Origin of the sequence: Streptomyces sp. NPDC052036 (assembly GCF_040680495.1) — a bacterium.
In the GTDB taxonomy this organism is placed as follows: domain Bacteria; phylum Actinomycetota; class Actinomycetes; order Streptomycetales; family Streptomycetaceae; genus Streptomyces.
The window spans coordinates 153,097-172,320 of sequence record NZ_JBFAWW010000001.1 but is presented as its reverse complement, the minus strand read 5'-3'; the positions used below and the strand labels follow the sequence as shown (position 1 = coordinate 172,320).

Below are 19,224 nucleotides of genomic sequence, written 5' to 3'. Positions count from 1 at the left end.
GCCGACGATCGCCGGTTAGCCAAACCGGCGAATATCCGGACTCTTATACAGCCGCCGGGACAACACCCGCGGCACCTTCCCCGCAATCCCTATGCCTTCACGGAGGTTTCTTCCGCATGCGCTCCACCCGAATTGCCATATCCGCAGCCATGCTCGGCGCACTCGCTCTGCCTGTGCTGTCCGCCACCACCGCCAGCGCGACCCCCGCGAGCAGCTGCTCGTCCCAGCCGCCGCTGCCGTACGAGGTACACACCAAGGCCGTGACCATCCGGTCCAAGGCCACCACGAAGTCCACCGCGCTCGGCGTGCTCTACAAGAACCACAAGTTCACCGTGCACAGGAAGAGCGGCAACTGGCTCTACATCACGGACAAGACCACCGGGGTCAAGGGCTGGGTCTCCGGCACGTACGTCTACCGCGACGTCCGAATGTGCCTGGACTGACAGAGCCCAGCAGGTGCCCGTAAGCGGCTCAGCCACCGGGTACGGCAGCCCCTCCCACCCCAGGGATCGGCCTTTCCAGAACAGGAGATTTCCCTTTGCCCGATGGCATATCCGATGAGTCTGAGGATGTCGTGGGCGTGCTCACCGAACGGATCGAAGCGCGCTTCGACATGGGCATGAACCAGTTGAAGGCCGCGGTCGCCGCCGCGCCGACCGCGAATCCCGATGCCACCGACGTCGTCAAGTGGCATGGCCTTCTCGTCGAGGCCCAGTCCGTGCTGGAGCGTGCGGAGGACGACCTCCTCGCTGCGCTGCAAACCCAGCCCAGCGAGATCGACGATCCGACGATGGGCCTCGCCCACCGGGTGAACGCGGCCGTCACCGCCCGCGACGGCCGAGCCATGGTCGTGCGCTGGCTCCTCGACCCGGACGCCCCGGGGAAGAAGGACCTCGCCGCCCAGCGCCTCGCCCGCCTCCGGCCCCGAACCGGCCCGGCGGTGCAGACCAGCGCTCCCCACCGGCCCGCCGGCACAGCCGCACCGGCATCGGCGTGGCGGCCGGCAAGGACCGCCCGATGAGCCGGGACAAGGCCAGCACCATGGACGCCGACCTGCAGAAGGTCTTCGGCAACCCGCTACCCGAGCTGTACGAGACGGCTGCCAGCCCAGGTGCCTCGCCCGCGCTCGCCCGTGCCCTGGAGCTGCGTTCGTTCCTGGCGCTCACCGAGGAGCAGGTCGCCCGCGTCCGCGACCGCGTCCACGCCGACATGGACCCGGACCGCGACATGGGCGAACTGTCGGCGGACAAGCTCCGCTTCGACGCGCAGTGGCTGGAAGCCGCACTGGAGGCCCGCGACGGCTACCGCGCCGCCCTCGGCGGACTGCTGCGCACCATGCCCCCGCCTGCCCAGCAGGCTCGGCCCGTACGAACGGCTCAGCTCAGGGCCACCGCAACCCTGCCCCCGTCTGCCGCCCCGGCACCGCAGCGTGCCGGGGCGGCCCGGGCCCGCCGACCGTGAAAGCCCACGCTTGCCCCACCTCACGTCCACCGACATAGCCGGACGGATCGAGGACTTGTACGGCGCGCCGCTCGCCGACCTCGAAGCCCACGCCCAGGACCAGCCGCCCGGCATGCTCTCTGCCCTGCTCGGCATGCACGACGACCTCGCCCTCGCCGAGCGCAGCATCGACGTCCACCGCGACCACCTCGCCCGGCTCATCCACCCCGAGCGGCAGATCGACCCGCACGAGGTCTCCCACCTCCTCGACGGTGCACGCCGGCTCGCCGAAGCCGTCGCCGTCCGCGACGTCCAGGCCAAGTCGGTCGCCGCCGTCCTGCAGAGCCTGGCCCGCGTCCCGGCCCCGGCGCCTGCCCCGCCGGCTCCCTCGCCGTCCGTTCCAGCTCCGCCTCTACCGGTGCCGAGCCCGGCACACAGCCGCTGACCCAGGCGATCTCTCTCTTTCCTTCACCCAGGAGTTCCTCCCTTGGCCATCACCGCTCTGCCCCCTGACACCGACGCCGACATCGCCCGGGTCACCGAGGCCCTCGCCATGATCACCCCACGCTGGAACGTGAGGATCCTCCTGGCCCTCTCCGGCCCGCCGCTGCGCTACAGCGAGCTGGCGGCCAAGGTGTCCTGGCTGCAGAACGGCCAGCTCCACCCCAAGCTCAAGTCTCTGTGCGACGCCGGACTCGTCGAACGCACCGAACACACCGCACGGCACGTGAGCTACCGCCACACCGAACGTGGCGCGGCCCTGCTGCCGGTCCTGCCGGTGATCGTCACCTGGGCCGAGGAACACCTGGAGAAGGCGGACGGTCCGCTGCCCGCGATCGAGCAGATCGAGGACGGCCTCACCCTGCTCACCCGGCGCCACGCCGCCGCCATCCTGTGGGTGCTCAAGTCCCGACAGGAGGTCAGCGGCCGGGCTCTGGCCCGGATCGTGATGCCCAGCAGCGACTGGACCAACATTTATCCGCCGCTGCGGCAGCTCGTCGCCGACGGCCTGGTCGACACCGACGGCATCGGCCAGCCCTACCGGCTGTCCGCAGCCGGCGACGGCCTTGGCCCCGTGCTCGGCGCCCTGTCCGCCTGGTCCGCCGGGCAGAGCCTCGACCAGGCGGCCCAACACCCGGTCTGGGGACACCCGCAAGCGAAGCCCGCGCCGAGGCCGTGGCTCAGCAGCCAGCCACGGCCGACCCCCGCGGCGCTCCCACCCGCTCGCACGACCGCATCCTCTCCGGCGTGGCACCACCGCGATCTCTTCTCGCACGCTACGACCGCCCGCCCGAAGGCAGCCATCCCGGCGGGAGGCCCGCGCCGATGAGCACCCCCTTCACCCCTGCCGAAGTACGCCACGCCGTTGAACTTCTCGCCTCGCGCTCCTTGATCCGCCTGGTCACCGAGATCGACGACAACGGCGCCATACCGCCGCGACGGCTGGCCGGCACCCTGCCCGACCTCTCCACGCACCAACTGCGAAGCGCCTCCGACACGGCCCGCGCCCACATCCTCGTCCGGATCGCACCCGGCTCCGGTCTCGAACTTACCGAGGCAGGAGCGGAGTTGGCCGACCTGTACGACGCGATGGCTCGCTGGGCCCGGCGTCACGCCGTCCCGGCCCCCGTCTGCGAGTTCAGCCGCCGTATCCGGCACGTCCTCGACCTGTTGGCACCGTCGCTCTCCACCGAGCGCGCCGACGCTCTCTCTCCGCTGACCGGCGACGGTGCCGAGGCGGGGCTGGCCCGTCCCCGCACCCTCCTGATCCAGTGGCTGGCCGACAACCCCCAGGTGGCCAGGGTGCCCGAGCCTGAGCCGGTCGCGTGAGCGCAGCGGTCACACCGCGGCACGCACGCCACACCGGCGGGCTGATGCGCAGCATCTACCTGCCGCGCACGGCGGACGCGTTGGCGTTCGCGATGTCCACCTACGGCATCCCGCTGCTTGTCCTAGCCACGACGCGATCCGCTGCGCTGACGGGCGCCGCCTTCGCCCTGGAGTGGATTCCGCGGCTGGCTGCGTTCGGGTGGGCCGGCTCGGTCGTTGACCGGCGCGGTGCCTCGGTGGTCTTCCACCTTGCCTCCCTGGGGAGGGCGCTGGCCCTCGCCGCTGGCGCGGTCCTGCTCCACCTCCACCCGTCCGGCACCGTGGCGGGCGCGACCGTGATGGTGCTGGCGGCGACGACCGGCGTGCTCACCGAGTTCAGCTATATCGCGGCCGAGACCGCGGGCGCCGCCGCCGGACGGCGAGCAGGACGGCGGGCCCACCGTGTCCAGGCCGTCCTGCTTGGCATCGACCAGACCGCAACCATGGCCGGGCCGGCGTTCGCCGCAGTGCTCCTGCTCGCCGGGCCGCCGCCGATGCTCGCAATGATCAGCGTGCTCTCGCTGCTGGCTGCCATGCTCGCCCTGCGCACCCCGCCCTCGCCCGTGGCACCGGCCCGCGCGCCGAAGGGGCAGTCCGGCGCCGGACTGCTCACCGGGTGGCGCACCATCCGCTCGCTGCCCGCGCTCGGCTGGCTCGTGACCGGGCTGACCCTGTCCAACCTGGCTACCGGCCTTCTCCAAGCGGCCGGCCCCGTGATCGTCGTCAAGCACTTCGGGCAGTCCACCACCGCCGTCGGCCTCGTCTGGTCCGCCGCTGCCGCAGCGACGCTCCTCAGCGTCACATTCTGCCGGTTTGCGATCGACCGCCTCGGTCTGTGGCCGGTCGGCGCCGTCTGCGCCGCCCTCGCCTCACTCGGCTGTCTCGCCGCCGCCCAGGCCCCCGACTACCGGTCCTACCTCGTCCTAGTCGCGGTCCTCATGGCGGGCGAAGGAGGCATGACGGTCGTCCTGCGCACCCTGCGCTCCCGCCTGATCCCTCCGGAGAAGTTCGGCAGCACCCTGTCGGCGACCATCCTCATCCTCCTGCTGCCCTTCCCCGTCGCCGGCGTACTCACCGCGTTCGCCCCGCCCGACGCACTGGGACACGTCATCACCGCATGCGCCGCCCTGCAGGCCATCGGCCTGTTCTGCTCCTTCGCCCGCCTTCGCACCGATCCCGTCCTGCGCACCTGACCCTGCTGCGTCCTCAGCCTGTGGAGAACTTCATGTCTATCGCCGCCCTCGGATCGCACCGCGCGACCGGTCGCACCATCACCGAGCAGTTCCACGCCTTCGACGCCCACAACCCGAACGTCTACCGGGCCCTGGAACGCATGGCCGCCCGCCGTCTGGCCTCCGGCGCCACACGCGTCGGCGTGAAGGACCTTTTCGAGGACCTGCGCCGCCAACTCCCGTACGGGGTCGCCGGGCTGAACAACAACTTCACCGCCCTCTACGCCCGTCGGCTGATCAGCGAAAACCCGCACTGGGCTGCGGCGTTCGAGTTGCGCCGCCGTCGTGCCGACTGACAGTTCTCGGTTTCCTCCCGCCTAAGCATCCTCGGCCGGCACCGACTTCGCCGCTCTGCTCCGCCGGCCCCGCTCGCGGCGGCTGCTCGCCGGACACTCAGCGGCCCTGCGCCGCCGAGGGCCGCCGTCCACATATCCCTGCCCCCTCTTTAGATTCTGAGGAGCCTGTTCTTGCCCGACCGTCCTGTCGTCCTGGTCGTCGCCGCATCCGACATGGAGGCCGAGGCGTACCGCGGGTACTGCCTTCAGTCCGTGGCCGCCGTCTACGACGTCGTCCTGATCACCGGCGAAGAGCCCTCGTGGGAGACGCCGTACCTGCGGGACTGCGTGGTCGTGTCCGATCCGACCGACCAGGCGGCGCTGTCCGCCGCCGGCCGGGACCTGGCCGACCGCTACGACCTTGCCGGCGTGTTCACGTGGACCGAGTGGTACCTCGTCCCGGTCGCCCGCCTCGCCCGCCAGCTCGGCCTGCCCACCACTGCCCCGGAAGCCATGCAGGCATGCCGCAACAAAGCCACCTCCCGTACGTTGTTCGCCCAGCACGGGGTTCCGTCGGCAGCCTCGGTGAGCGTGCGCACGCGTGCCGAGGCCCAGGTGGCGGCCGAGCGGATCGGCTACCCGGTCGTGCTGAAGCCCGCCGCGCACGCGGCCAGCATCGGGGTGATCCGCGCCGACACCCCCGAACAGCTCACCGCCGCCTTCGCGTTCGCCGACCAGGCGGCCGGGCTGGGACTCGAGTCCACCAGCGTGCTGGTGGAGGAGTATCTCGACGGACCCGAGGTGTCGGCCGAGTGTGTCACCTACGGCGGTGAGACCACCGTGGTGGCCGTCACCCGCAAGACGGTCAGCGCCCCGCCGTATTTCGAGGAACTGGCGCACTCGGTCGACGCCGCCGACCCACTGCTCGACGTGGTCGCACCGGCGGCACGCGCCGCGATCCACGCCCTGGGAATCACCGACGGCGTCTCCCATGTCGAGATGCGGCTGGTCGACGGCCGGCCGCGGCTGGTCGAGGTCAACGGCCGGATCGCCGGTGACATGATCGGCCATCTCGTCCAGCTCGCCACCGGCATCGACCTGCCGCGCACCGCCGCCGACATCGCCTGCGGCCGTGCCCCCGACCTCACCCCGACCCGGTCCTCGGCCGCCGCGATGCAGCTGCTCTACCCTGACACCTCCGGCACCTTGCTCCGCCTCGGATTCGACGGCCTCAGCCCGCGCTGGTTGGAACGCGTGCACTTCCAGCACCAGGTCGGCGACCAGCTGCTCCTCCCGGCCGACGGCGGCAACATGTTCACCGCCCGTATCGGCTACCTGATCACCACCGCGCCCACCGCGGACCTCGCACAGGCCCGCGCCAAGCAGGCTGTGCGCCATCTGCAGGTCGCCCTGGTGCCGCACACGGCCGACGAGCCTGCTGCGGGTGGCCGCCCCGCATGACCCGCGCCGACGCTTCCGTGCGCCGCAGCCGTGTCTTGCTGACCAGCTACTTCCTCGGCCTGGGCGTGGTGATGGCGGTCTGGGGCGCCCGGATGCCGGCCGTCCAGCACGCCGCTCACCTCACCACCGCCGGCCTGTCGCTCGTCCTGCTCGCTGCCGCTGTCGGCATGGTTGCCGGACTGCAGGCCGGCGGCCGACTCGCCCGGCCCGACCGACTTCCCCTGCTCCTGATTGGCGGAGCTGTCGCACTGGGAGCGGCTCTCGCCGTGCTGGGGCAGTGCCGGACGCTGACCTCGCTACTCGCGGCGGCTGTCACCTTCGGTGCCGCGCACGGTGTCCTGGACGTCGTCGCCATTACCGCGGCGGTTCGCTGCCAGAACGCCGCCAGCCGGCCGGTCATGTCCTCCCTGCACGCCGCGTACTCGATCGGTGCCCTGGGCGGTGCCGCCCTGGCCGCTGCCACTGCGCGCACAGCCCACAGCGCCTTGTTTATGGCCACCGGCCTCGCGCTGACCGCGACCGTGCTCGTGGCCGGGCCGCGCACCCTCGCGCTGAGCGGCGCCGACCAGCCCAAGCTGCCGGAGCCCCAGGGGGCCGGTCAGGGCCGGGCGGGAGGTGTGTGGCTGTTGGGTGCGCTGGCGGCTGCGAGCCTGCTGGGGGAGGGGGCGGCGGCCGACTGGGCCGCAGTGCACCTGCACACGCTGCACGCCACAACTGCCCTCAGCGCGACAGCGTTTGCCCTCTACAGCATGGGTATGGCGATCGGTCGGCTCACCGGCGACTGGCTCACGACCCGCTTCGGCGCTCCTGCCGTGGTCCGCACCGGCGCTGCGCTCGCCGCCGGCGGACTGACCACCGGCGTCCTAGTCGGCAGCGTGCTTGCGGCGCTGGCCGGCTGGGCGGTCTTCGGGCTCGGCCTGTCCAGCACCGTCCCCTCCCTGATCACCGCCGCCGGCAGACACGGCCCGAGGGCCGTCGCCACGGTCTCCGTCACCGGCTACCTCGGCCTCCTCGCCGGCCCCGCCGTCATCGGCGCCCTCGCCAGCGCCACCACCTTGCCCACGGCCCTGCTGCTGCCCGCCCTCCTCGCAGCCGCTCTCGCCGCCCTCACCCGCCGAGCCCTGGAGAACACCGCCCCTTGACCCGCCCCACCGGCCCCGACGCCGTCATCCTTGACTACAACGGCGTCCTCGGCCTGCAGCCCACCCGCGCCCAGTGGCTACGGCTGGCCCGTACCGCTTCCTGGCCCGAAGACGATCTCGCAGCATTCCAGCGCGTCTTCTGGAACGCCCGCGACCTCTACGACGCCGGCCAGCTCAGCGACCTGGCGTACTGGGCCCGCGTCCTCGGCTTCCATCCGGGCCCCCGCCTGTTGCGCGAACTCCTCGCCGCAGACACCGACATGTGGACCGCGACCGAGGAGGGCGTCCTGTCCGTCCTGCGCCGCGCCCATGCCACCGGACTGCCGATGGTGCTGTTGTCCAACGCACCCGCCCACCTCAGTACGGTGCTGGACACCCACGACTGGCGCCGAATGATGACCCAGGCGCTCTACTCGGCCCGCGTGCAGCTGTGCAAGCCCGACCCGGCTATCTACCAGCAGGCGCTGGCGGCCACCGGGGTCGGTGATCCACGACGTGTCCTGTTCGTGGACGACCGCCCCGACAACTGCCAGGCCGCCGCCCGCTTGGGCCTTCGCACGCTGCACTACACCGGCTCGACCGACGCCCTACGAGCAGCTTTGCTGCCCGCTGACTGACTCATCCGCCCACGCCGCCAATCAGGAACCCGTGTCCCTCCACGACGACCCTCACACGCCTGACGGAGACGTCTTCGTCTCACCGCGCCATCTCGCCAGCAGCACCAACACCGGCGACCCCGCCCTCACCCCGCTCATCGACCATGGCTGGGACGTCCAGCACGACGACCTCGGCAACGTGTACGTCAACGCTCCCGACCGGCGCATGCGCCTGGGCTACCTGCCCGAAGGCGAGGACGACGGGCTCTGGCGCATCAACGCCTACAAGGACCAGTTTGGCCCGCCGACATGGGGCGTCTGTTTCAACGACCGCGTCCCCACCGAGTTCGTCCAGGCGTTCACCACCGCCCTCGCCACCGCCTACGAACAGGGGCCGGACGCCTACCTCGCCAGACCAGTCTCGGGAACCGACGAGCACGATCCCTTCCTCGCCGTCGTGCCTCTCCTGCAACAAGGCTGGGAGATCGACCGTCCCCGCTGGGGCGTGTTCGCCGTCCAGGCCCCGGACGGCCTCGCCGGTCTGGAGTTCACCACCGGGGACCTCGATCCGGAAGCCGAGCTGACCACCCGTGACGCTCGCTGGCAGCTGTGGGCGGGAAGATCCATCGACCGGCCCGTCTGGTACGCGACGGCCAGCACCGACACCCCCGTCGCCCTGCTCACCGCAGTCACCCAGTGCGTCGCCGATCCGGCTCCGCTTCCCCGGTGGCGCCAGGACACCCTCAGCTACATCGAGGGCATGGCCCAGCTCACCCCCATCATCCCACCGCAGGCGCAGGCCCCAACTCCGCTCGACGTGCAGCGGGCTGCCTCTCGCCAGCCGGCCGCGCTGCCGGCTGCGAGTGTCCCTCGGTGGAGCACCAACAGCCGACCGGCCCTGCCCGGCCCGCGCCGATAGCGCCGGCCCGTCCCCGACCGGAGATCCCCCTTGTCCCTGCACGCCGCCGAGTTCTTCGCCGAACTGTGCCTCCCCTTCCACGACCACGCCGTCGTGGGCGCCACTTACTTCGCCGCCCCGGTCCCGGGCGCACCGCTGCGGCTGCGGATCGACTTCACCGCCACCATCCACGCGGACACCTACGGCGGACTTCGTGTGGCGGTCATCCACCCGGACCGCGGTGAAATCGACGTGGCCGCCCTCAGCTTCCTCGATCACGGCACCTTCCACCGCCGCGACGAAGCCCACAACACCCGGCCGAACACCAAGCAGTACGGCACGTTCAGCACCAACCGCCGCCCCGGCCGGCCACCCTGGGAGGGAGCCGTCACCACCGGGCTGCGCGACGCCATCGAGCAGTACACCACCGTCTGGTTCCCCGGCGCCTGGGCCGCGACCACGCCAAGCCCCGCGGCGAGCCGCGCAGCGCACCGGGCGCCCGCCCCGCCAGCCACCCGCAGCCAAGCCCGCACCCGCTGAATCCCCGTGCGGTGACCGACCTTCCACCAACCGATCAAGGAGCCCCCTTCCTCGTGCACGCTCGTTTCGTCCGTGGCGCCGTCCGATCCGCCGCAGTCGTCGCCGCAGTGACCGGCACCCTCACCTGGGCGCCTGCCGCGAACGCCCAACCCTCCGAACCGACCCCCTCCGCGTCGGCCACCGTTGCCGACACACCGGCCCCGGACGCGGGCAGCGTCGAGATCACCACCAGGGACACGGCCGGCGATGGGCTCCCCGGCGCCGCGTTCCTGCTGCTCAACTCAGCTGGCCAGGAGGCCGGACACGGGACAACCGACGCGCAGGGCAAGCTGACTTTCCCCGACCTCCCCCCGGGCATCTACCGACTCAAGGAGACCGCCTCCAACAGCCCGCTCCACGAGGTTGTCGCCGACCAGGACGTCATCATCACGCCTGGCGCCGCCACGCGACTGACGATCACCGACCCATTCAAGGCCGCCAAGGTTCTCCTGCAGGCCAAGGACGACAAGACCGGCAAGCTCCTGCCCGGCGCAACGGTGAACATCGGCACCGGCACATCGACGCTGCTCACCCTGACGACCGGGGACAAGGGCATGGCCTCAGGGGAGCTGCCGGTGTCGAGCCGGAACATGGAGTTCTGGGTCAAGCAGGTCAAGGCACCCGCCGGATACGACCGCTACAAGCCGTCCAAGACATTCACCGCGGGCCCCGGCGCTCCGGTGACGGTGACCGTTACCAACACCAAAACCGCCACCAGCCCGAAGCCCCACCCCTCGGACAAGCCGACGTCCAAGCCCACCGGCACCCCGACTCCTGCGGACACGCCGGGCGACGGGACCGGCGGGGTCAAGCCCTCAGCGCCGGACACCGGCACAGCGGATGCTGACTCCTCGTCCACCGCAGCCACGGCCCCGGACGGCGACTCCTCGCCGCCGACCCCGGCAGGCTCCCTCGCCCACACCGGTGCCGACGCCACGCCTTGGATCGCCGCAGGCGCGGGGATCCTCGTCATCGCGGGCGTCGTCACCCTGGTCGCCGTCCGCCGTCGTACGACGACCGAGTCCGAGCCCGACGACAACAGCAAGACCAACTAGCCGAACATCAACCACCGCCGCAGGCCCCCGTGAAGCGAATCCGGGGGCCTGCTGGCGTCTATCGACGCCGAACCGCACCGTTCAGAGCATCATCGAGGACCTGGAACAAGTCGGCTACCTCACACGGGAGCGAGACGGGCGGCGCACGCGATACTTCCTTCGCCCGGATGGGAGGCGGCGCCATCCGGAGGAGGCCCCATCTGCGCCTCGCGACGCTGCTGGAGTTGTGTGTCCGCCAGGACCAACAGGGTGCAGCCGGCGGTTCCGTAGACTGCCGTTCCGCCACGCAGTCGTGATCCACCCTGGACACTGAGGGGCGGGCGCGCGAGCACCTGAGCATCACGCACGCTGACGCTCAGTCGGCGCTCACGGACGCACATTCGGTAGGGAACTTCCCGCCACACCAGCGGCCCGTGATGCCCTTGACGCTGCGGACCGCCCTTGGGGGTGCCGATGAGGACCAGCGGCCGGTGATCAGTTCCCGCCTCCGACTGTCGGCCGCGCCCCAAGATCAGCGAATCGTCTCTGTGCGTTCGGTGCTCCAACCGCCAGGCGCCAGCTGCCGCCTGTCATGCCGGCAAGGGGAGCTGCTCCTTGGCGCACCCCCGAACGCTTGGTATCGGCTGATGTGGAGATTTAGGCGCGTGCCGGGGGCAGGTCGTAGCGGCTGACCGCCAGGTAGGTCTCTGGTGTCGCCGCTTCGAGGAGGCTCTCGTCGCCTTCCAGGTCGAGTGCCGGCTCCTGGGATCGGCGCAGCAGGCTGCTCCAGTCGCTCGTCGCACCCCGCTCGTAGGCGTCGCGGAGCAGGAGGCGCAGCCGGGGGCGGGCTTCCTCCTGCTGCTCGCGGAAGATCCGCCGCTGGGTGAGCCGCTGTTCTTCCTGGGCTTCGTCGCTGAGCTCTTGGTCACCGCTCGGCTCGTCCTCGGCGCGCAGTCCTGGAGTGCGCCGGGCGATGGCGAGGTCTTCCTCATGGAGGCGCTCGCAGGCGGCGAAGAGCTTCCGGGACATGCCGAGGTGCACTTCGGTTCCGGGGATGCGGCAGGTGAGGAAGTCGTCGAGCCCTATGGAGCGGATACCGGCGCGCAAGGTGTGCTGCTCGGCTTGGAGCGCTGCTCCGCGGGCATCGGCCCGCATGGCGAGGGTGAGGCCGTCGTGCTCCAGGGGCGTGGTGAGTCCGGTGCGCCGACGGCGAGAAGTGCGGTCTGCGGGCACGGGCACGGTGCGCAGTTGCGAGACGGGAGCGGAGCGCAAGGCGAGGTAGGTGAGCATCTGGGCGCGGGCCGCGCCGATGAGCGCGTCGTCGCTGTCGCCGAGGCGGTCTTCCAGGTTGCCCGCGCCCGCCGCCTCCTCGTCGATGCCAGACCCATCAGGGCTGAGGGGCGGCTGGCCAGGGTGTAGGTCGTGGTCGATGGTGAGGAAGAGATCGTCACCGGGACGTACGGACGCTCCGACCAGGACGGTGCGGTGCGCATACGCGCCGAGGATCTTGCTGCCGGCCGCCAGCTGCGCCCACCCTTTGCGGAGCGTGCCCAGGCCGACGTCGCCACCCTTGGCCTCGATCAGCCAGTACCTCTCCTCTGCCTCGTGGCGCCCCCACAGGTCGGGCAGCTTCTTCTTCGGGTCCTTGAACGTGTCGTACAGAGCGGGGATGGGCCCGCCGAGTTCGAGGTGCTCGGTCTGGCCGAGGCCCAGCAACGAACGGCAGGCCCACTCGGTCATCGTCATGCCCAGCCGGTAGCCGGCGGCGTTCTTCGCGCTGCGCTCGGTGCCGTGCGCGTACACCGGGTTCCAGGTCAGGCGCCGGCCCTTGGCCCCAGGCACAGGGTGACGGGGCTCGACGACGTGCGCGCCAAGGTAGGCGTACAGCGGAGAGACCCGAGCGACCAGTTCCCCGTGTGCGTAGCGCGGCTGGTTCTGCAGGTGCGGGGTGACGTCGCGGCCGACTTCGGTGGCAGCCTTGATGATCTCCCGCCACGTGGTGGTCGGGGCGTACCAGCCGTCGGCCGCCGGGAACCCGTCCGATCCCGCCCACGCCTTGTGCTTGGCCGTCCGCCACTGCCGCCGAGGCTTCTTCGCGGGTCCGTTTCGGAACAGGACTGGTATGTCGAAGCTGTCGGGGTAGGTCAGCGGCGGCTCGTCGGGGATGTGCGCGGGGATCATGCGGTTCACTCTGGCATGTGCTCAGACCGCTCCCGGAGCCGGGTATCGAGCCGTCTACGGAGCCGCGGCGCAATCGATCCGGCTGGTAATTCAGTCCTGGCGCCGGACATGGACACGTCGAGCTGGCCCCCATACCGCACGGTACTCAGGGTCGGTCCCGGCGCACGTCGTTTCGCCGTCGTTCGAGTTGAGGGAGCCAGTGCTCGGGCGGCTGCGGATCCGTGGCTGCTACCGCCCAGCCGTCCTCTTCTTGAGGGTTCCGGGGAGCCCAGGTGCGCGGTGGGCGCAGTGCGAGGACATCCTTGACGAGTGCCCCCATAGCATCAGGAAGGTCCCGGTCAGGATCGTTCAGCAGGAGAGGAATACCCAGCGGGCCCCGTCGGGGGGCTGATGTCCGGTAGGTGACCTGGCAGGACGCGTTCGCTTCAAAGACGACGCCGCAGGCGTCGGTCGGCCCCTCCTCGTCCGAGAACCAGATCAGCCGGTCGCCGGCTACCAGGCGCTCCCTGCCATGGAGCATGCCGTTCCGCACGGTTCCGTCTCTGTCGAGGAAGGGAACGGGGTCCTCGTAAGCGCCGGGATCGTTGTCGCTGATTCCGGCCACGTGCCCGGGGTCATGCGTGGAGTGGATCTCCAGGAGGTCGCCGTCCGCGTGGGCCATCCAGATGTCGAGAACCTCAGCGGACGAGCTGAGCAGATGGGGGTACGCGGTGAGAACGAACAACTGCCCTGCCCTCAGTGGCAGGACGACTCGGTCATTCGCGGGCAGGCGATGAAGCGCAGGGATCGGCTCCCAGCTGTTGATACCGGTTACCTCCCTCTGGCACCGGCGGATCGCCTCGATGGCCGTGTCAAGGGAGACGCGGAAAAACTCCTTGCTTGCGTTAACGCGTTGGGCGGTGAGGAGGCGGTGGACAGCCTGTTCGACGTCTTTGGGCCGGGATGTGTGGGCCCTGAAGAGCACGTCGAAGGGGAAGGGGACCGATGTGCCCGACAGGTTCTTGGCTCGGTCCTCCGCGAGCAGGTCTGTGTAGCCGATCTTGAGCATGTCCGGGAAGGCAGGGTTCCGCTGGACGTACACGAACCCAGTGGTCCGAGGAGGGGGCAGAGGAGTCCCGTTGCCCGTCTTCCGTGAGCTGCCGGTTTTCTGGTGCCTCTTGGTGCCCCTGGAGAATCCGGAGAGCGTGACTGGCGGGTCGGACGACAGTACTTCGATCCCACCTTCGAGGTTGTGACGGGATGAGACGGTGATGCGGCGTCCCGAGGAGAAGTGCTCCACCTCAGCGCGGGACAGACAGCGCAACGCTTCTTCGAGCGGTTCGATCCCCTCATGTTCGTCGTAGTCGCGGTTACGGAAGTCTGGCAGGGATCGGGCCAGTGCATTGGTGGCGGCTTCCGTGATCAGACTGGCGAGCTCCGGACCGATGTGTGCGTACACAGTGCCTAGGTGGGTGGACTCGATTTCGTCGTACTCGTTGTGTGCTTGGGCATAGAGGTCGATAGGGACGCCGGCCCGCTTCGCGATGAGGAGCAGCTCGCAGGCGTGGCCTGGGTTGTCCAGGTCGAAGACGAAGTGGGCGTGCATGCCCGGGGACTCCGTCCTGGGCTTACGGCAGATGAGTAGAAGGCGGTTCCGATGTTCGGGATCCCGCTCGAAACCGAGGGGCAGCACCCCCTCTGTGAATGCGGCGAGGGCAGCCTCCGCCTCCGCTGCGGTTCGGACGATGATGTTCCACCAGGGCAGAGGGCCGAAGGTGCCATGTACCGCTTCGGCATCAGGAACACAGGAACTGCCTGGGTACGACTGCCGGAAGTCGAGGGAGTGGTTCAGGAAGGTCTGAATGCAGGCGTCCTGGAAGCGCTCCTGATGGGTGCGCGCCCGCAGCATGTCGCGCTCTGTGTCGCTCAGGCAGCCGATCGCCTCGCCGAGCATCTCTAGCTGCTCGTTGACCAGTTTCAAGGCTCGGGCGATCACTGGCCGCAGAGCGTGATTCTTCCGGAGCTGTCGACTTACCTCTCGAAGGTGCTCCTTGGCCGCGGTGCAGTAGGCCACATCTGCGCCCAACTTCCATAGGTGCCTGGCCTCGTCGGCGGGAAACTGCGCCAGCCACAGGCGATGAGCGTCGTTGCCCTTCCTGATCAAGGCAACTGAGGCGGCATGCCGCACATGAGCGTCGCGTTCCGCTTCCAGCCTGGACCAGATGGTGTCGGAGTACGCATCAAGAGATATGACTGAGAGAGGCACCAGAGCCTCTCCGGTGCGAGCCTCCACGCCCCAGTGCCGGGCCAGTTCCCTGGCCACTTGGGCGGCGGTTGCCGCGCGGGACGACCGACGTGACCAGTGGTCCAGGAGGAGGGCATACGTGCTCTCTGGATCCGCAGCGCGCAGTCCGAGGCCGAACAGCAGGACGGAACCGACAAGGCCGTCGCGCTCCACGTGCCGGCGGACATGCTCGACCAGGCTGGTGAGTTGATCCGTGTCAGGCTTGGGATCGGCGAAGACCGGGTGCTTTGCCAGCAGTCCCGTGATGTGCGCGGTGGACCGGCCACGCGCGTCCAAGACGGCGATCCGCAGGATCAGGAGGGCACGCAATAGATCCAGATCACTCGGGTTACCGACGATCCGCGCCGGATCCAGCAACGGGTGGTGGCGACCGACAGAGGTGGCAATCCCCGCGCAGATCTTCTGGATCCACTGCTCGCGCAGGTCGGTCAAGCCAGTAGCGGAAGGCACAGCTTTAATCCCCCTGTTAGACAAGGACGGTAATGGAACCCTCTCCGACATCCGCACCGGAGACCGTCCTCGTGAAAGCTCTGCCGGCGCGTGCTGTCGGCGACCTGTGGGACATGCAGGCGCCTGGCAGACGCCATGCCCATCAGCCCTGATGGCCTGGAGGGCCACGGCCAGGCAGCTCATCATCCTGGGCTGTCGCATCGGCGGAGTGTAGGAGGTGCCGCTGACAAGAGACCCGCATCGCGACGTTCCCGCTGACTTCCTCGGGCCCGTGGCGGTGTGGGAAGCCCCCACGACTTGGTTCGCTGTCAAGCGCCTGGATCAGATGCCAGGGCGACTGGCTTCACTGTCCAAGGACGACAGTTCGCCGGGGGCAGACAGGAAAGATCACAGAAAGACTGGCCAACCTGCGCGGGAGCATGTCAACGTAGACGACCTTGCAAGAAACCCCAGGTCAGAGAGGTGATTGTCTGTGACCGTGGCTTCCGTCGGCCCCGGTTTCTCCACCACCGTCGAAGCCCTGCGGCTGCGCGAGTGGCAGCTGGGCCCTGGCCAGCCCACGCTCGTCATGGACCAGTTCTGCGCCGAGGACTTCAACCTCATCGTGGACGACCGTGCGGACGTGCACGTCAGCTCCAAGGACGGCCGGTTCTACCTCGGCTGGTTCCCGCTCGGTCGTCCCGGCACCGACGGCGAGGGATGGAAGATCGCCGTCACCGGAACCGCCAAGGTACCCGGCTACCAGCTGTCGTTCGACACCGAGACGCCGGCCGACATCGTCGCTGCCGCCGTGGCGCGCGTGCTGGAAACCTCACGTCGCGTATGACAGTGCAGGCGCCCACGCGTAGTCCTCGCCGGGAGGGTGGTCGGCTGACGCCGGCTGATTCCATCGCTCACCGTTTTCCTCACCCAAGGAGGCCGTTCATGACGTCCATGGAGATGACCGTCGGCGATCTCATCGACCTGCTGTCCGGTTGCGACCGCAGTGCTCCGGTCCGCCAGGCCATGAATCCGTTCTTTCCGATGGCACACCGCTTGGCGCAGGTCGTGCAGTCCGTGGACGAGACCGGCCAGACCGTCGTCTACCTCGCCGAAGGCCGGGACGAGGGCTCACAGCTCGGCCACCTGCCGCCCGAGGTCGCCGTCGCCCTGACCTGGCAGGGCGACGTCCAGGCACCCCCGCGCCGCCCCCGCCGCCGTGCCGGCGGCAACTAGACCCGCACCGAGCCCCTTGGAGGCGCCCCTGTACCCCGAATGTCCGCCCGACCCGTCCACTCCACGTGGCGGCCAGCCCGCGTTCTGGGTCGGCCCCCGGCATCTGGCCGGTGACGATGGGCGCCTCTACGACGCCGTCGCCGACACGCTCGCCGGCCTGGGCTGGACGAGCCTGACGATCGTCCGCGGACGGCACGAGCCGGACGAGGCACCCCAGGACCGCCAGGTCCTGCGCAGCACCGTCCTGCACATCAGCCCCGACGCCCTGCGCTGGGCCCAGTGGAGCCTGGCGGACGAACCGTTCCACCTGGGGGACCTGCCGATCGCCTGGCAGATCTCCGCCCGCGCGGACACGAGCAGCCCGCTCGCCCAGTGGTCGGCCTACTTCACCCCGGAGGTCCCCGGCGAGGCCGTAGCCGACTTCCTCGTCGCGCTCGACGCTCGCGACGAGCCCGCCCTGCCGCTTGCCGGACCCGAGCTGGTCCTGGACGCCGTCGCCGCACACGGATGGCTCCGCGACATCGACCAGCCCCAGGCGGCAGCGACAGACCCGACGTTCACCTCGCACCTCAGCCTCGGCGAGGTGCCGCCTCTCATCCAGGACGGCGACCCGCGCGCCCTGATCACCGAGGACGACGAGGCGGGGCTGGCCGGGTGGCAAGCGTGGGCCGAGCCCGCGCTCGGCGCACCGTGCCTGTGGGCGGCCTCCTTCTCCGCCAGCGTCCCGCACGACCTTGTGGCCGCCTTCGCCGCCTCCCTCAGCTCGACGGCACCGGTCCTGCGGCGGGTGCTGCCGGCGAGCACGCGGGACCGGCTCCTGCGCGCCCCGGCTGGCTGAACGCCGGTGTCCGTCCTTCATTCGACGCATGAAGCCCGGCCTCCCCGATTTCGGGAAGGGCGGGCTTCATGCTGCTGTGTTTGCCGGTGCGCTGAGGGGTTCGGACCGTGACGGCAGTATGTGACGACAGCGGCGACAGAACCCGTAATCACCACCAGCAGTGCCATCTTGCCTGCCCAGACGATGCGTTCCACGATCTCGCCCCGATTGTCAGACCGGAGTGCCATCGTTCGTCCATGTTCACCCTTACGACGACCACCTCATGGTCAACCCGCACATCTGGGGCCAGCCGGCCAGCGCCAACCCGCTACTCCAGCTCCGCAACATAGACGGCGGGGAGTGGTTCCAGCGGTACGGCGACAGCTTCGAGGCCGTGTGGGCATCCGCGCGCCCCTGGGCGCCCGACAGACAGGAGTAGCACTGCCGTGGGCAGGACCGAGTACTACCACGACCCCAAGGCCCCCAAGGCCAACACCCTTATCCCCGCCAGCAACCTGCTCGTGGTCAACGACGAAGGCGCCATCCTTCTCCAGCGACGCCGCGACACCGGCCAGTGGGCCCTGCCCGGAGGAGCCCAGGACATCGGCGAGAGCCCGGCGCAGTGCGCCGTCCGCGAGTGCGAGGAGGAGACCCGCATCGTCGCGGCGGTCACCGGTTTCCTCGGCGTCTACTCCAACCCGGAGCACATCATCGAGTACACCGACGGCGAGATCCGGCAGCAGTACGAGGCCGTGTACGTCGGCCGCCCCCTAGGGGGCAAGCCCACCGTCAATGAGGAGGCCGACGGCGTGCGCTGGGTTCACCCGGACGACCTGGACAAGCTCGACATCCACCCGAGCATGCACGAGCAGATCGGCCACTACCTGACCGGGGCTTACCCCTACCTCGGCTGACCGCTCGGACTTACAGCTCCACGCCGGCCTCGACCGCAGCCGCCCGCACCCGATCCACACTCGCGTGGATGTGCGGGGCGGCCCGGCGGATGAAACGCCCGACCACGCTGTCCTCGCCGTAGCGGCCCAAGATCTCCTGCAGCCGCTCACGGGGCGTCGTCCGTCGGCCGTCCGGCGTCGTGGTCATGTCGCAGTAGACCAGCGCGTCCACGAGGAGCGGATCATCCAGGAGGGGGAACTCGTCGGCCAGCTCAGTCCGGAGGCCACGCTCCTCGGCTTCGAGCAGCGCATACGAGTGGTTCGCGACCAGGCGGACAACCCGTCCCTCCGCCCCGTGCACGTCCCGGAGATACCGTGCTCCGTCCAGCGGATGGAATCCCGTAGAGACGAGCGGGGGCGCGTAGCCGATGTCATGCAGCACCGCAGCCGCTTCCAGCTCGGCGCTGTTACCGGCCAGCGGCGCCAGCGTCTGGGCGCAAGCGGCAACGCCCTGCGAGTGTGCCCACCTGCGCGGGAGGCTGCTACTCAGCAGCTCACCAGCCAGTTCGTACGCCCAGTCAACCTTGGTCGTTGCCACCTGGGGAGGATATGGCAGCGACGGCGAGGACGTCTTGGACATCCTGGCCGTGCGCAAAGGGGAAGCCTGGACGCTGCGGGAGCCGCCGAAGCGTTTCTCGATTGCGGACCCGATCGCGGCGTACGTATCCTTCCGGGCAACGCGTTGACGGAGACGAGTAGCCAGGGATCACGCGAGCCGAGAGAGCTGCTGGCAGCTGGGAAGGCAGCCTCGCGCCCCAGGTGAATCCCCTCCCGAGTGCGGGGAGGAACGGCCTTAGG

General features: G+C 69.8%; 22 protein-coding genes. 19 read left to right on the top strand and 3 right to left on the bottom strand.

The window, feature by feature from the left end:
* Positions 1 to 149: 149 nt before the first annotated feature.
* From AB0L95_RS00830 to AB0L95_RS00765, 14 genes are all read left to right on the top strand, one after another.
* Positions 150 to 443, top strand: a complete 294-nt coding sequence (locus AB0L95_RS00830; RefSeq protein ID WP_365156440.1) for an SH3 domain-containing protein — start codon at positions 150 to 152, stop codon at positions 441 to 443.
* Between the two features lie 95 nt (positions 444 to 538).
* Entirely contained in the window at positions 539 to 1,021 is a 483-nt protein-coding gene (locus tag AB0L95_RS00825) for a hypothetical protein (RefSeq protein WP_365154821.1), read from the top strand.
* On the top strand, positions 1,018 to 1,461 hold the full coding sequence (locus AB0L95_RS00820) for a hypothetical protein (RefSeq protein ID WP_006143150.1): 444 nt from the start codon (positions 1,018 to 1,020) through the stop codon (positions 1,459 to 1,461). The genes AB0L95_RS00825 and AB0L95_RS00820 overlap by 4 nt, the downstream gene beginning before the upstream one ends.
* A 10-nt stretch (positions 1,462 to 1,471) precedes the next feature.
* The gene (locus AB0L95_RS00815; protein WP_365154818.1) at positions 1,472 to 1,885 is read left to right on the top strand and encodes a hypothetical protein; all 414 of its coding nucleotides are present in this window, start codon (positions 1,472 to 1,474) and stop codon (positions 1,883 to 1,885) included.
* Between the two features lie 42 nt (positions 1,886 to 1,927).
* Positions 1,928 to 2,770, top strand: a complete 843-nt coding sequence (locus AB0L95_RS00810; protein ID WP_006143148.1) for a winged helix-turn-helix transcriptional regulator — start codon at positions 1,928 to 1,930, stop codon at positions 2,768 to 2,770.
* Positions 2,767 to 3,270: a regulator gene (locus AB0L95_RS00805; RefSeq protein ID WP_365154816.1), complete on the top strand. Its 504-nt coding sequence runs from the start codon at positions 2,767 to 2,769 to the stop codon at positions 3,268 to 3,270. The genes AB0L95_RS00810 and AB0L95_RS00805 overlap by 4 nt, the downstream gene beginning before the upstream one ends.
* On the top strand, positions 3,267 to 4,502 hold the full coding sequence (locus tag AB0L95_RS00800; RefSeq protein ID WP_365154813.1) for an MFS transporter: 1,236 nt from the start codon (positions 3,267 to 3,269) through the stop codon (positions 4,500 to 4,502). The genes AB0L95_RS00805 and AB0L95_RS00800 overlap by 4 nt, the downstream gene beginning before the upstream one ends.
* A gap of 32 nt (positions 4,503 to 4,534) precedes the next feature.
* Entirely contained in the window at positions 4,535 to 4,837 is a 303-nt protein-coding gene (locus AB0L95_RS00795; protein WP_040896681.1) for a hypothetical protein, read from the top strand.
* A 213-nt stretch (positions 4,838 to 5,050) separates the two neighbouring features.
* Positions 5,051 to 6,277 (top strand): ATP-grasp domain-containing protein, encoded by a 1,227-nt coding sequence (locus AB0L95_RS00790; protein WP_365156438.1) that lies wholly within the window; start codon positions 5,051 to 5,053, stop codon positions 6,275 to 6,277.
* A complete protein-coding gene (locus AB0L95_RS00785) occupies positions 6,274 to 7,419 on the top strand; it encodes an MFS transporter (protein ID WP_365154811.1) in 1,146 nt (381 codons plus the stop codon). The genes AB0L95_RS00790 and AB0L95_RS00785 overlap by 4 nt, the downstream gene beginning before the upstream one ends.
* Positions 7,416 to 8,036, top strand: coding sequence for an HAD family phosphatase (locus tag AB0L95_RS00780; protein ID WP_365154807.1), 621 nt, complete (start codon positions 7,416 to 7,418; stop codon positions 8,034 to 8,036). Before AB0L95_RS00785 ends, AB0L95_RS00780 begins: the two co-directional genes overlap by 4 nt.
* 31 nt (positions 8,037 to 8,067) lie before the next feature.
* Positions 8,068 to 8,934, top strand: a complete 867-nt coding sequence (locus AB0L95_RS00775; protein WP_365154805.1) for a DUF317 domain-containing protein — start codon at positions 8,068 to 8,070, stop codon at positions 8,932 to 8,934.
* Between the two features lie 30 nt (positions 8,935 to 8,964).
* Positions 8,965 to 9,453 (top strand): hypothetical protein, encoded by a 489-nt coding sequence (locus tag AB0L95_RS00770; protein WP_365154802.1) that lies wholly within the window; start codon positions 8,965 to 8,967, stop codon positions 9,451 to 9,453.
* 53 nt (positions 9,454 to 9,506) lie between these two features.
* On the top strand, positions 9,507 to 10,547 hold the full coding sequence (locus tag AB0L95_RS00765; RefSeq protein WP_365154799.1) for a SpaA isopeptide-forming pilin-related protein: 1,041 nt from the start codon (positions 9,507 to 9,509) through the stop codon (positions 10,545 to 10,547).
* Positions 10,548 to 11,183: 636 nt separating this feature from the next.
* Here the strand turns inward: AB0L95_RS00765 and AB0L95_RS00760 are convergent.
* Positions 11,184 to 12,707: a gamma-glutamyltransferase gene (locus AB0L95_RS00760; protein WP_365154796.1), complete on the bottom strand. Its 1,524-nt coding sequence runs from the start codon at positions 12,705 to 12,707 to the stop codon at positions 11,184 to 11,186.
* Positions 12,708 to 12,852: 145 nt separating this feature from the next.
* A complete protein-coding gene (locus AB0L95_RS00755) occupies positions 12,853 to 15,423 on the bottom strand; it encodes a GIY-YIG nuclease family protein (RefSeq protein WP_365154793.1) in 2,571 nt (856 codons plus the stop codon).
* A 490-nt stretch (positions 15,424 to 15,913) separates the two neighbouring features.
* On the opposite strand from AB0L95_RS00755, the gene AB0L95_RS00750 reads away from it, so the two are divergent.
* The 5 genes from AB0L95_RS00750 to AB0L95_RS00730 all read left to right on the top strand — a co-directional run bounded on the left by AB0L95_RS00750 (position 15,914) and on the right by AB0L95_RS00730 (position 18,387).
* Complete coding sequence (locus AB0L95_RS00750; RefSeq protein ID WP_093724906.1) at positions 15,914 to 16,267, top strand: DUF317 domain-containing protein; 354 nt, start codon at positions 15,914 to 15,916, stop codon at positions 16,265 to 16,267.
* 98 nt (positions 16,268 to 16,365) lie between these two features.
* Positions 16,366 to 16,656 carry a hypothetical protein gene (locus tag AB0L95_RS00745; RefSeq protein WP_362491092.1) on the top strand — a complete coding sequence of 97 codons (291 nt, stop codon included), beginning with the start codon at positions 16,366 to 16,368 and terminating at the stop codon, positions 16,654 to 16,656.
* Positions 16,657 to 16,672: 16 nt separating this feature from the next.
* Entirely contained in the window at positions 16,673 to 17,494 is an 822-nt protein-coding gene (locus AB0L95_RS00740; RefSeq protein ID WP_362491089.1) for a DUF317 domain-containing protein, read from the top strand.
* A 262-nt stretch (positions 17,495 to 17,756) separates the two neighbouring features.
* Complete coding sequence (locus tag AB0L95_RS00735) at positions 17,757 to 17,912, top strand: hypothetical protein (RefSeq protein ID WP_199880944.1); 156 nt, start codon at positions 17,757 to 17,759, stop codon at positions 17,910 to 17,912.
* Between the two features lie 7 nt (positions 17,913 to 17,919).
* Positions 17,920 to 18,387, top strand: coding sequence for an NUDIX domain-containing protein (locus AB0L95_RS00730; RefSeq protein WP_365154789.1), 468 nt, complete (start codon positions 17,920 to 17,922; stop codon positions 18,385 to 18,387).
* Positions 18,388 to 18,397: 10 nt separating this feature from the next.
* Here AB0L95_RS00730 and AB0L95_RS00725 read toward each other — a convergent pair whose 3' ends face one another.
* Positions 18,398 to 19,006: an HD domain-containing protein gene (locus AB0L95_RS00725; protein WP_365156435.1), complete on the bottom strand. Its 609-nt coding sequence runs from the start codon at positions 19,004 to 19,006 to the stop codon at positions 18,398 to 18,400.
* Positions 19,007 to 19,224 lie beyond the last annotated feature (218 nt).

What these genes read in the sequence shown, in the direction of transcription:
- AB0L95_RS00820 (WP_006143150.1), top strand. Translation starts at nt 1,018, where the DNA reads ATGAGCCGGGACAAGGCCAGCACCATGGACGCCGACCTGCAGAAGGTC.
- AB0L95_RS00795 (WP_040896681.1), top strand. Translation starts at nt 4,535, where the DNA reads ATGTCTATCGCCGCCCTCGGATCGCACCGCGCGACCGGTCGCACCATC.
- AB0L95_RS00745 (WP_362491092.1), top strand. Translation starts at nt 16,366, where the DNA reads ATGACGTCCATGGAGATGACCGTCGGCGATCTCATCGACCTGCTGTCC.
- AB0L95_RS00790 (WP_365156438.1), top strand. Translation starts at nt 5,051, where the DNA reads ATGGAGGCCGAGGCGTACCGCGGGTACTGCCTTCAGTCCGTGGCCGCC.
- AB0L95_RS00785 (WP_365154811.1), top strand. Translation starts at nt 6,274, where the DNA reads ATGACCCGCGCCGACGCTTCCGTGCGCCGCAGCCGTGTCTTGCTGACC.
- AB0L95_RS00735 (WP_199880944.1), top strand. Translation starts at nt 17,757, where the DNA reads ATGGTCAACCCGCACATCTGGGGCCAGCCGGCCAGCGCCAACCCGCTA.
- AB0L95_RS00830 (WP_365156440.1), top strand. Translation starts at nt 150, where the DNA reads ATGCTCGGCGCACTCGCTCTGCCTGTGCTGTCCGCCACCACCGCCAGC.
- AB0L95_RS00760 (WP_365154796.1), bottom strand. Translation starts at nt 12,707, where the DNA reads ATGATCCCCGCGCACATCCCCGACGAGCCGCCGCTGACCTACCCCGAC.
- AB0L95_RS00725 (WP_365156435.1), bottom strand. Translation starts at nt 19,006, where the DNA reads ATGTCCAAGACGTCCTCGCCGTCGCTGCCATATCCTCCCCAGGTGGCA.
- AB0L95_RS00805 (WP_365154816.1), top strand. Translation starts at nt 2,767, where the DNA reads ATGAGCACCCCCTTCACCCCTGCCGAAGTACGCCACGCCGTTGAACTT.